This is a genomic window from Paenibacillus campinasensis (genome assembly GCF_002272015.1).
Taxonomy (GTDB): domain Bacteria; phylum Bacillota; class Bacilli; order Paenibacillales; family Paenibacillaceae; genus Paenibacillus_AQ; species Paenibacillus_AQ campinasensis.
Genome location: NZ_NPBY01000088.1, coordinates 1 through 12,208, shown reverse-complemented (window position 1 = coordinate 12,208; position 12,208 = coordinate 1). Strand labels below are relative to the sequence as shown.

The 12,208-nt window shown below is 42.5% G+C and carries 12 protein-coding genes; all 12 read right to left on the bottom strand.

Annotated features, from left to right (window positions below; translation table 11 throughout):
• Positions 1-290 precede the first annotated feature (290 nt).
• Positions 291-1,691, bottom strand: a complete 1,401-nt coding sequence (locus CHH67_RS23880) for an undecaprenyl-phosphate glucose phosphotransferase (RefSeq protein WP_095267874.1) — start codon at positions 1,689-1,691, stop codon at positions 291-293.
• Positions 1,688-2,602 (bottom strand): glycosyltransferase family 2 protein, encoded by a 915-nt coding sequence (locus CHH67_RS23875; protein WP_095267873.1) that lies wholly within the window; start codon positions 2,600-2,602, stop codon positions 1,688-1,690. The genes CHH67_RS23880 and CHH67_RS23875 overlap by 4 nt, the downstream gene beginning before the upstream one ends.
• Before the next feature lie 119 nt (positions 2,603-2,721).
• The gene (locus CHH67_RS23870; RefSeq protein WP_095267872.1) at positions 2,722-3,651 is read right to left on the bottom strand and encodes a glycosyltransferase family 2 protein; all 930 of its coding nucleotides are present in this window, start codon (positions 3,649-3,651) and stop codon (positions 2,722-2,724) included.
• A gap of 62 nt (positions 3,652-3,713) precedes the next feature.
• Positions 3,714-4,595, bottom strand: coding sequence for a dTDP-4-dehydrorhamnose reductase (rfbD, locus tag CHH67_RS23865; protein WP_095267871.1), 882 nt, complete (start codon positions 4,593-4,595; stop codon positions 3,714-3,716).
• Positions 4,592-5,614 carry a dTDP-glucose 4,6-dehydratase gene (gene rfbB / locus CHH67_RS23860; RefSeq protein WP_095267870.1) on the bottom strand — a complete coding sequence of 341 codons (1,023 nt, stop codon included), beginning with the start codon at positions 5,612-5,614 and terminating at the stop codon, positions 4,592-4,594. Before rfbB ends, rfbD begins: the two co-directional genes overlap by 4 nt.
• A 13-nt stretch (positions 5,615-5,627) precedes the next feature.
• Positions 5,628-6,176, bottom strand: a complete 549-nt coding sequence (gene rfbC / locus CHH67_RS23855) for a dTDP-4-dehydrorhamnose 3,5-epimerase (protein ID WP_095267869.1) — start codon at positions 6,174-6,176, stop codon at positions 5,628-5,630.
• Between the two features lie 21 nt (positions 6,177-6,197).
• The gene (locus CHH67_RS23850) at positions 6,198-6,941 is read right to left on the bottom strand and encodes a sugar phosphate nucleotidyltransferase (RefSeq protein ID WP_095267886.1); all 744 of its coding nucleotides are present in this window, start codon (positions 6,939-6,941) and stop codon (positions 6,198-6,200) included.
• Positions 6,942-6,962: 21 nt separating this feature from the next.
• Positions 6,963-8,294, bottom strand: a complete 1,332-nt coding sequence (locus CHH67_RS23845; protein ID WP_095267868.1) for a UDP-glucose dehydrogenase family protein — start codon at positions 8,292-8,294, stop codon at positions 6,963-6,965.
• 14 nt (positions 8,295-8,308) lie between these two features.
• A complete protein-coding gene (locus CHH67_RS23840; protein WP_095267867.1) occupies positions 8,309-9,304 on the bottom strand; it encodes a glycosyltransferase family 2 protein in 996 nt (331 codons plus the stop codon).
• A 38-nt stretch (positions 9,305-9,342) separates the two neighbouring features.
• The gene (locus CHH67_RS23835; RefSeq protein WP_280523067.1) at positions 9,343-10,293 is read right to left on the bottom strand and encodes a glycosyltransferase family 4 protein; all 951 of its coding nucleotides are present in this window, start codon (positions 10,291-10,293) and stop codon (positions 9,343-9,345) included.
• Positions 10,294-10,443: 150 nt separating this feature from the next.
• Entirely contained in the window at positions 10,444-11,385 is a 942-nt protein-coding gene (locus tag CHH67_RS23830; RefSeq protein ID WP_095267865.1) for a lysylphosphatidylglycerol synthase transmembrane domain-containing protein, read from the bottom strand.
• Positions 11,386-11,414: 29 nt separating this feature from the next.
• Positions 11,415-12,208 (bottom strand): YfhO family protein (locus CHH67_RS23825; RefSeq protein WP_144029312.1); only part of this gene is annotated, 794 nt, incomplete at its 5' end.

The window sequence follows — 12,208 nt, the reverse complement described above, 5'->3', positions numbered from 1 at the left end:
GAATGATGAAATGATATATCCAGCCCACCCTGTATTGTCTCTTCATCAAGTCTATGCCAGCAGGGCATAGCAAGTCAATGTTCGTATTTCATGCGAACACATGTTATCCCTCAGTTTAGGAGATTCGACCTGAATTAGTACACCCTCAATTCAAAAAGCCCGCCACTCTCTAATCGAGAGAGACAGGCTCATCGAACCCATAAATTGGATCTTTCATATTCGTCATTTCATCAGCAACGATGCCAGCAACCGAGGCTGACGGCCTCTCAGCATTCACAAAGCCTGGAAGACTAGTACGCATTCTTGAAGCCGTTGCGGATCGTGCGCAGAATGATTTTGATATCAAACAGGATCGACCAGTTCTCGATATAGAAAATATCGTGTTTGATTCGCTCTTCAATGGACGTATCCCCGCGAAGGCCGTTGCTCTGTGCCCAGCCGGTGATGCCCGGGCGTACATGGTGCTTCACCATGTACTTCGGAATTTCCTCCTTGAACTGCTCAACAAAGTAAGGACGCTCCGGCCGCGGCCCGACCACACTCATATGACCCAGCAGCACGTTGAAAAACTGCGGCAGCTCATCCAAACTCGTCTTGCGCAGGAAGGAGCCGAATTTGGTGCGGCGCGGATCATTCTCCACCGTCCAGCCCGTATCAGCCACACCCGGCGGCAGCGGCTTCATCGAGCGGAACTTATACATATAGAATGTGCGCCGGTTCAGCCCGACCCGCTCCTGCTTGAAGATCGCCGGCCCAGGCGAGGTCAGCTTGATTCCGATGTATATGAATATCATCACCGGCAGTGTAAGTATGATGGCAATCAGCGAGAATGCAATATCAAACGCCCGCTTGAACAGCCGGTTCGCAGTCAAGTCGAGCGGAATATCCCGCACATTGATCATCGGCATGCCGGCAAAGTTGTCAAACGTCGGCCGGGCAGGCAGATAGTCGAAGAAATCCGGAATAATGAGGGTGCGCACGCCCGCTTTTTCACAGGTCTCGATAATCTCCGGGTACTTATGATGAGCATCAAGCGGCAGGGCAAGTACAACCTCGTCCACCAGCTTGTTGTCCAATACATGCGCAAGATCGCTGACCTTGCCCAATATTGGCTTGAATCGTTTGGATTCGGCCTCGCCCCACTGCTGGTAATCATCCAGGAAGCCAATGACCTCGTACCCAAGCTCCGGGTATTGGCGCAGGTTCCGGAAGAACCTTTTGCCCAGGGAGCCCGCACCCACGATGAGCACAAACTGGCGGTTGTAGCCTTTTTCCCGGAAATGGCGCAGCGCCTTCTTCAGGAAGTAACGATACAGAATGATCAGCACAACGTTCAGGATCATGTAGATCCCCAGATACATCCGGGAGATGTTAATCTCCTTCACGAAAAACATCACGCTAAGCAAAATGAACAGGCCGATAAAGTGCGCCTGGAAAATCTTCATGAATTCATCGGCAAAACGTTTCTTGCGCTTCGGCGAGTACAGGGACACCATGATCCCCACCATCACCGCAATGACGCCATAGATCAGACTCCACATCCCATATGTGCCGACAGGCAGCGGTTGTTCGTACGGGAACCAGCCGCTTTCGAATTTGAGCCACCAGGCCAGCAGGAAAGAAAGCTGCACCAGCGCAAAGTCAGACAGCATATACAGCTTCGTTAGAAAGCCTTGATTTTTACGGATCATGATTTCACCTCCACTCCGCCAGAGGATGTCTGGGACATCGTCGCCGGCCGAATCGGCTTCAGCCGATTCGTCAGCAGGGAGAGCACCAGCTTCACCCCTACTCCGGCATAAACGGCCCCGTTAACCCATATGTTGTATTTCTTTCGGTAATGCTTGCGATGGAACAAAATCATCGCCCGATGGAACTCGTATATAATCTTGAACGGGCGTCGCCGCGCGCTCCCGCCTTTATAATGAATAATCGTGGTGCGGGGAACATAGTGAATGCCCCAGCCGGCCTCTTTAATCCGGTAACACCAGTCGATATCCTCTCCATACATGAAAAAGGCCTCATCCAGCCCGCCAACCTGCTCCAGCGTCTCCTTGCGCACCAGCATGAACGCACCGACCAGGCAGTCCACCGGATACTCCTGATCCGGATCCAGATAACCGAGCTGGTACTGGTTGAATCGCGGATTGTTCGGAAAGAGCTTGCTCAAACCGAATGCATAATAGAAGGAGGCGGAAGGCGTAGGAAAGCCTCTTTTGCAGGCCTTGTCGAGGGAACCGTCCGGGAGTATGATTTTGCAGCCCGAAGCCCCCACCGATGGATGTTCATCCATAAAAGCGACCATCGTCTGAATCGTATCCGTTTGAATGACCGTGTCGGAATTCAGCAGCAGCACATACCGCCCCTGCGACACCGCCATCCCCTGGTTGTTCGCCTTGGCAAATCCGGTGTTCTCCGTATTCTCGATCAGCTTCACTTGCGGGAACTGCTCGCGAAGGGTCTGTACGGACGCATCTTTCGAATTGTTGTCGATCACGATGACTTCATATGTATATCCGGTCTCCGATGCGAATACCGATCGCAAACAGTCCACCGTCAGCTGACAGGTGTTGTAGTTCACGATTAAGATGCTTAAATCCATACGCTAATGTCTCCTGACAAATATAGTAATCTATCGACATTATAGCATAAAGTTTGTTAGGAATGTCGGTACAAGACAGAATTCCTGCTATATGGAGTCGAACACTGCCTAAATAGTTTCTAAACAAATCCAATCAGTATGAATAGTTTAAATAATAAATTTTCAAGACTGGACTGCCTATGCAGCTTGCTGTGCCTGATATAATTGATTCGATCACGCATACGTCGACGGGGCGCTATGAATAACTCGAGCTGCTCTCTATGATCATCACTTAAGCGGCTGCCATAGATACGGTAAAACTCTTGTGCCTGACGTTGAAGCAAAGCTTTCCCGAAATGCCTCCGGAAGCTACCCCACTTCCCTTTCAGTTTGCCCAGCAACGTATCGCTACCACCGACGACGTTATGGTTGTGCTGCCGATATAACATGGAAGGGTGATGATCATAGATCACCGTGCCAAACGCTGACACAAGTAAGTAAAACCACCAATCATGCATCAATACACAGCTGCTGTCCGGATTCTTACTATGAATGAATAAATCCCTGGCCGATTTATTCAGCGTGATCGTTGCTCCTATTGCAATATTTTCGTATAAGGCGTTGAAATAGGAAGGACCCCGTTCAGGCGGTTTAGGCCACTTGCTCTTGCGGTTTAACTCACTGTCGGTCAGGTATACTGAGGTGAATACCATAGCTGGCGACCCGTTATGTATCGAAGCTTCCATTCTATCGAGTGCCGACTGCACCTTGTGCTCCAGCCATACATCATCCTGATCGCAGAAGCAGTAATAATCTGCATGAGGATCCGAATCCCGCATCAGTTCTAAAAAGCTGGCGACAACGCCAACGTTCCTCCCTTGGATCACTTTGATTCGCTCCGGATAAGTCTTAACCAATGCCTGAATCACTTCCATTGTCCGATCAGAGGACCCGTCATCCCGAATAAGAATCGAGATATGGGGATAGCTTTGGTGAATAATACTATTGATTTGCTCTGCTATATAATGCTCCCCATTGTAGGCGGACAGTAACACCTGTACCTTCTTCATCTCAACTAAAACCTCCGGGATAACAAAAAAGACCTGCATCCATATCAGGTCTTTAGGATTTACTACAAGTATAGATCAGGTTGCTGTTTCATTTCCAGCATAAACCGCCTTAATCCGTCCTTCCAATGAGGCAGCTCTTCCAAATCGTTAACGCGAATCGCAAGATGCTCCATTACGGAATTCGAAGGACGTTTGGCAGGTCTCGGGAACTGCTCTGTCGTGCACGGCTCAAGCTTGGCAGTTATGGTCAGGTTTAATTCTTTTTTCGCCTCCGTAAAAATGGCTTCCGTAAACTCAAACCACGTACAAGAGCCGCTATTCGAGGCATGGTAGATACCATACTTCTCCGTTGAGATCAAGTTAACTAGGAAGCGCGCTAAGTCAACAGTATACGTGGGTGAGCCCTTCTGGTCATGGACCACCTGAAGAAGCGGCTTTTCCTGACCCAGTCGCAGCATTGTTTTGACGAAATTGCTCCCATGGATTCCAAACACCCAGGAGGTCCGGACAATAAACCAACGGGTGCAGAAATCTCGGACTATCTGCTCCCCGGCATATTTAGACTTTCCATACACTGTTTGGGGATCGACCAGATCATATTCCTGGTATGGCTTATCGCTGTGCCCGTTAAACACATAATCCGTACTGATATATACAAGCTTACAGCCCACTCTCTCGGCCGCCATCGCCACATTTCGAGTGCCTATAGCATTAACCCGAAATGCCCCATCTAGGTCGCTTTCTGCGGCATCCACGGCTGTATAAGCAGCACAATGGATGATGCAATCAGGGCGATGTCCAGTAACTACCTGCAGGCATTGATCCTCATCCGTAATATCCAACTCAGCTCGGGAACAAGAGGTCACCTCTAACCCGGCTTGGCCGCATATCGACGTCACATCCTGCCCAAGCTGCCCCTGCGCTCCAGTGATCAATACCTTCATTGCTTGTCACCGAGGCGGGTGCCGTATTGCTGCGTTAAATACTGCCGGTATTCACCCGACTGAATTCGGGTCCACCAGTCCTGATTATCCAAATACCATTGAATTGTTTCCTTGATGCCGGTCTCAAAGTTATGCTTCGGCTTCCAGCCCAGCTCCTCCGTAATCTTCGTCGGATCAATTCCATAGCGGCGATCATGACCAGGACGGTCTTCAACATAAGTAATCAACGATTCCGGCTTCCCGAGCTCCTTGAGAATGGTTTGGACGATATGAATGTTCGTGCGCTCGTTATTGCCGCCGATGTTGTAAACCTCGCCGAGACGTCCCTTATGAATGACAAGATCGATCGCGCTGCAATGATCTTCGACATAAAGCCAATCACGGATGTTCAAACCATCGCCATAGATCGGTAAGGATTCATCTTTTAGTGCCCGGGAGATCATGAGCGGAATCAGCTTCTCAGGAAACTGATAAGGTCCATAGTTGTTAGAACACCGAGTAATATTCACCGGCAGCCCAAACGTCTCGTGATAGGCTCTGACAAGAAGGTCTCCCCCGGCCTTGCTCGCCGAATATGGACTGTTTGGAGCCAAAGGCGTTGTCTCGGAGAATAATCCTGTCTCCCCAAGCGATCCATAAACTTCATCCGTGGATACTTGAACGAACTTGGTAACGCCGTACTTTTTAGCTGCATCCAGCAGTACCTGAGTGCCGAGAACATTCGTATTGACAAACACTTCTGGCTCCAGAATACTGCGATCGACATGGGACTCAGCGGCAAAGTTGACTACGACGTCAATGCCCTGGCCGACTAATTCATCGATTGTCTTTGAATCCGTAATGTCGGCCTTCACGAACGTATAATTCGAATTGCCTTCGACCAATTTCAAGTTTTCAAGATTTCCAGCATAGGTCAGGGCATCCACATTAATTATTTGATAATCCGGATACTGTTTAAGCATATATAATACAAAGTTACTGCCGATAAACCCAGCACCGCCGGTAACTAGCAACTTCATGAGAAAAATCCTCCTAATCGAAATTCATTTCCGCTTCCGCGAATGTTGGATGCTTCCGGTCTTTCTCCGAAAGCAAAGGTTCACTCACTGGCCAGTCAATATTTAGAGCCGGATCATTCCATAATATTCCGCGGTCATGTTCAGGCGAATAATATTCATCCACTTTGTAAAGAACTTGGGTATTTGGAACAAGGGTACAAAATCCATGTGCAAAGCCTTTAGGAACCAAAAGCTGACGTTTATTGAATTCGCTAAGAATAACTCCAACCCACTGACCATAAGTAGGAGATCCTTTTCGGATATCCAAGATTACGTCGTAAATCGCACCAGTAAGTACCCGTATTAATTTCGTCTGCGCTTTTGGATTTAGTTGGTAGTGCAACCCCCGGAGTACTCCCGGCTCGGCAGAAAGTGATTGATTGTCTTGAATAAAATCAAAATCCAGACCAATCTTCCGCATTACTGCATCATTATAACTTTCCATAAAAAAACCCCGGTGATCTCCATGTACCACCGGTTCGAGCACACAAGAACCTTGTAGCCTTAAAGGAGTATGTTTCATCGCATTTCCTCCTCACTCTAACTATAGTTTAAGCTTACCGAACTCTTCCCCAAATACGATATTCTGTGCCAATTCATGCGCTCGGGCTAATGATGCGTGAGTCCCTGCATCTGTCCACCAACCTCGCAATAGATCAAACGTCAGCTGTCCACGTTCAATATATGCATTATTAACGTCCGTGATTTCCAATTCTCCACGAGCAGAAGGCTTAAGAGTTTTAATGATATCAAAAACCGTGTGATCAAACATATAAATTCCTGTAACAGCGTAATTTGACTTCGGCTGTTTTGGCTTTTCTTCAATTGAAACGATGCGGTCACCATCCAATTCAGGGACTCCAAATCGTGTTGGGTCAGACACCTCTTGAATTAATATTTTTGCGCCGGACTTCTGTTTCCGGAAATTATCGACAAATGGTAAAATGTCATCTTCAAAAACATTGTCGCCAAGAATCACGACCATTTGATCATTACCGACGAATTGCTCAGCTAAATCGAGTGCCTGCGCAATCCCGCCAGCCTCATCTTGAACCTTATAGGTAAAGGTAACTCCCATCTCATGGCCACTTCCGAGAAGGTTAACAACATCACCCATATGGTCTTTGCCTGTTACAATGAGGATATCTTGTATATCAGCCTGCTTGAGCTTATGTACAGCGTGAAATATCATTGGGTACTTCCCAACAGGAAGTAGATGTTTATTAGTTACTTTTGTTAATGGGTACAAGCGTGAACCCGTACCCCCTGCCAGAATTATGCCTTTCAAGTTGATCCCTCTTTTCATAAATTAGAATACTTCTTGCCTTTCAGCGATAACTGGTTTCCTACCAATACTGTGGTACGTTATTCCTAGATTATACGCATTAACCAAATCGAAACAATTTCTGCCATCAATAATAACAGGTTGTTTTAGAAGGTTTTTATAACTCTTTAGACCAAATTCAATAATTTCATTCCACTCCGTAACTATGAGTGCGGCATCGCAATTGGTCACCGCCTGTTCTATATTTTCAGAGTATACTACTTTCTCGCCTATTGAATTACGTACGGCAGACATTGCAATAGGATCATACACCCTGATTTTAACACCTGGGTATAAAGTTAATAAATCACTGATAAGTTTAATTGATGGTGCCTCCCTGATATCATCAGTATTCGGTTTAAAACTTAGTCCTAAAATTGCAATCGAACTTTGCCCAATATTATCAATTTCCAAATTCAACTTTTCAATCATCTTCTTATATTGATTGCTGTTAACATTGACAACTTCTTGTATGATTTTAAAGTCATGGCCAGCTTTTTCTGCCATCTTAATTAAACCCTTCGTGTCTTTTGGAAAACAAGCCCCTCCAAAACCTATACCAGCAGAAAGAAACTTTTTACCAATTCTTGAGTCCGAACCAATCCCTATAGCAATATCATTTATATCGCCACCTAATGTTTCTGCGAGATTAGCAATCTCATTAATAAATGAAATCTTCATCGCCAAAAAAGAATTGGCTGCATATTTAATGAGTTCCGCACTACGAATATCAGTAGTATGAATAAACGTGTTTAACGGAGAATGAAGCTCCATTAACAATGACTTTGCTCTTTCACTGTCCGTACCTATCACTATTCTTTCAGAGTTGAAAAAGTCTTTAACAGCAGTACCTTCTCTTAGAAATTCAGGTACTGAAGCAACATCAAAGTGTGTTTGTTCCCCACCAGTATTTTTTATAATATTTTTAACTAATTCCCCAGTTCCGACAGGAACGGTACTTTTATTGACAATAACTTTATAATTGTTGATATACTTAGCAATTTCTTTCGCTGCGGATTCGACATAGGAAACGTCCACATCTCCATCTTCCAAAGAAGGAGTGCCTACTGCAATTATTATAATATCTGCATTATGAACCGCTACTTTAAAGTCTGTCGTAAAGAATAAGCGATTTTGTGATTTATTGCTAGATACGAGTTCTTCAAGACCTGGTTCATAGATAGGCATAAGCCCTTTGTTGATTCGATCAATCTTTTTCTCGTCAATATCAACACATACCACACTATTTCCCAATTCAGCAAAACAAACACCTGAGGTTAGACCCACATAACCAGTTCCTATAACTGCTATATTCATCGCTAATGTCACCTTTATGAAATTTTGTTATTCTTAACTTTCTGAATAACTTCTTTTGTGTTATTGCTATGTTCATTTAACTCTAGTTTTTTCACTCTAAATAATACATCTTCAAGCAGTTTCCGGTTACTAGAAATAAGATCAGCAATGAGCCCCAGGGTACCTAATTGGAAGCCTACAATTAATAATACAGCAGCCAGAATAAGAGACTGGATATGTCCGCCTCCACTCCCTCCAAAATAAAAAAATAAGAACCTAATGCCGATCAGCGTTCCTATCGAGGCAGATATCAAACCCGACGTCATGAACACCCGCATTGGGCGATACATTGTATATATGCGGATTATCGTTTTAGCCGATCTTTGTATGTAACTAAACATCCCCTTGAACAGTCTAGACTCTCTTAGTTTTCCGTTAGTTCCAATTTCAACATGCCCTACAGCTATTTTCTTATGGCCAGCCTGAATTATCGTTTCAAGAGTATAGGTGAATTCTGAAACCACATTCAGCTTGAGCGCTGCTTCCCTTGAATAGGCCCTAAATCCGCTGGTAGTATCAGGAACATCAGTCTTTGATAGTTTCCTAACCACGCCGCTTCCAAATCTTTGAAAGAACTTTTTCACTGGTGAAAAGTGATCTATAGTATCTGTCTTACGATCCCCGATAACCATTTCATAATTACCATTAACAATTGGAGCAATCAATTTGGGAATATCACTACCCTTGTACTGATTATCGGCATCCGTGTTAACAATGATATCAGCCCCTAGTTTAAGACAGGCATCAATACCTGCTTTAAAAGCCTCCGCTAGCCCTCTATTTTTGGGGAAGCTAACGATATGATTAACTCCAAGTCTTTTTGCTGTTTTAATCGTATTATCTGAGCTACCATCATCGATAATTAAAAGTTCTATTTCACTAATTCCTGGTATTTTCCTGGGGATATCCCGGATGGTTACCGGCAGCGTCTCCTCTTCGTTAAAACAAGGAATTTGAATAATTAACTTCAATTTGATCCCTCACTTCCAAATTCAGTCCATATACTGCATTAGTTCAATGCACTATAAATAACTTCTGAGAATTTCCCACCTATATGATTAGGTGTAAAATGATTCAAAAACAATTCATGGCCATTCCTAGCAATTTCTCCTCTTAGGTGCACATCTTCCTTTAGAGCTAGAATGGCTCTCGATAGCGCCTCTGCGTTTGCCATTTCGCAAAAATATACATTTTCCTCATGTTGAAGCAGCCTCCTGACAGCTTGGCTCTCCCCGGTAATAATAGGTTTTGAGCATGCCAAGTATTGGTAAACCTTGTTAGGGATAACCCTTTTAGCTTTATTGGTTTCACCAAATATCCCCAAACATAAATCACTTTTATTAATTTGTTCTCTCAATTCACTCTGAGAAAGCATGGGGAGAAATGTAACATTCTCTAGTTCCATCTTGTTACTTTTAGCCATTATTTCATCGTATTCCTGACCTTTACCGATTAAGATGAAATGGATATCTTTATTCTTCTTTAATTGTTCAGCTGCTTCAATGATATATCGAATACCATGCAGCGGAATATAAGTACCTTGAAAAAGCACTGAAAACTTTTGGTTGCCTTTGAATTTTGTTTTAGAAGGATAATAGATATCAGTATCTGCTCCAACTGGGATAACTTTGATCTTATTTTTTTTGATCCCCATTTGTTTTGAGAAATATTCTGCATGTTCTTCTGTATCTGCTATAACTGTGTCAGACATTTTCATACATGCTTTGTCTAATTGTAAAATAATCTTCGACAATAAAGAACCTTTTTTTATTAATTTTCGATCCTCCACAATTGTATCATACGCAGAAATCAATGGGTCAAAAATTATTCTCTTACGAAATATGAGAGCCAAAAGTTTGGCGCAAGGCATTGCAGCGTGGCTCATTTCCGAAACAATTATAACGTCAATTTTTTTAAAAATTTTCAAGAATTTAAATATCAATACAAGGGATCTGAGCATCACATTACATCTAGAACTGCAATCGATTACCTCAATCCCATTCTGAAGTAATCCCTTTCTAATTATATTGTTCCTCGAATAATCCCTTTTATGAGAACCAAAATAGCAAACGCCCACCTTCTGAGTTTTATCCATAATCCCTCCTACTCGCTAACTTTCAAGTGATACTTTATTTTTTTGGAAAGTCCTTACTAATAAGGCGATTATAAAAATTAGCAAGTCTCCTATTATAGAAATAAAACGCATGAAAACAGTCAGTCCAACCGCTTCAGCTGGCGTAAAGACGATGGATAAGACAGTAACAAGAATTACCTCCCTTATCCCCATTCCCGCAGGCGCACCGGGCATTAAATATCCGGCAATCCATGAGATTATATAAACTCCTGTTAATAATATATAGTAATTTCCATCCACATTAAAAAAAGATTTTGCAATTATTCCTGTTAGCAAACCCATTAAAATAAATCCTAAAGCATAATATAGAATACATTCTACGACCACTTTAGTATGAGGGATGAGTATTTTATCTTCCCCAATCCTTTTTTTTAGAAAACGGTTATTATTGATAAACCTAAATAATATAAACGGAGCGACGATCACACATATTAAAATAACAAAAAAACTCCATAGTGGAGGAATGCCAATAATCTCACTAAAATATTGATCAGATATAAAAGGGAAAAAAACAGCAGATAATACACTTCCAGTTACAACTAACAGTACAATTTCCATAACCATCGAAGTAATGATATTAGGCAGTTTTAGTTTGTAGGTTTTTGCTAGAGTTAACTTTCCTATGTGCTGCGCTACATTCCCCGGAATATACTTGGCAAACTGAGATAACGAGAATACTAAAACTGCATCTTTAATAGTAAATGTTTCGCCAGTTGCCCTCACTAGTTTAGCCCATGCCAAACTCCCTAATAAATGGTTGCATGTGTATATAACAATAGCTATAGCTAGACTACTCCATGTATAAACTCCCCAATTAATCTTGGGGAGTTGATTATAATTTTCGATAAAGTATTTCATAAAAAAAGCTAAACAGAAAATTACTATAGCTATACCAATATGACGGTAGTAACGTTTCATATATCTATCCTCATTTTATTTTTCTAATATCACCTTATCTTAATTCTAAACCTTTTCTGTAAAGATAGAATTATGAAGCATCCGATCCCAATTAAATAGAAAAGAACACTGACAACTAAACTAATCTTCAGATATTCAGGCTCATACTTAAATGTTATAGAATGTTCCCCTTCAGGGACCACTATCCCTTTAAATATATAATTTGCTCGGTATACTTTTGTTTCCTTGCCATCGATATAAGCAGTCCAGTCTTCCAAATAATTATCAGTTAACACTAAAAACTGTTTGTCTATGACATTCACTTCCATAGTTATTTTATTTCCATGGTCAGTAAAGTTCTCAACGCCAATAATTTTTGGAGTTTGATTATTAGAAAAGGAATTACTGTTTATTGGCTCTTCAATATAAGCCGTATTATAGGCTCCTCCTTCAGCCATTTGTAATAATATTTCATCCGGATTTTCAATAAATTTAACTTGATTAATTAAGTAGGCACGCGGGAGTGCTTCTAGATTCTCATAAATATATTGATCGTTGAGGTATGACACCTTGACCAAATTTTCCGGTGTATATCCCACTTTGAACATTAAGGTGGCATTTTGTTTGATGCCATTAAGATAATAAGCACCTTTCTTATAGACTTGAGTAGTTGATGCCCAAATAGTTGGTGCTTGTCCCGGCTCTGTATCATTCGTGCTTATTCTAAATTTATAAAATTTGTTTTGTGAGTCATTAATAGGTTCAAATGAAACAGAATAATAATAATTATCTTTCAAGTCTGGTAATTTTATTTCTTTAGCCCTTATAACCTTATTTTCTGCAT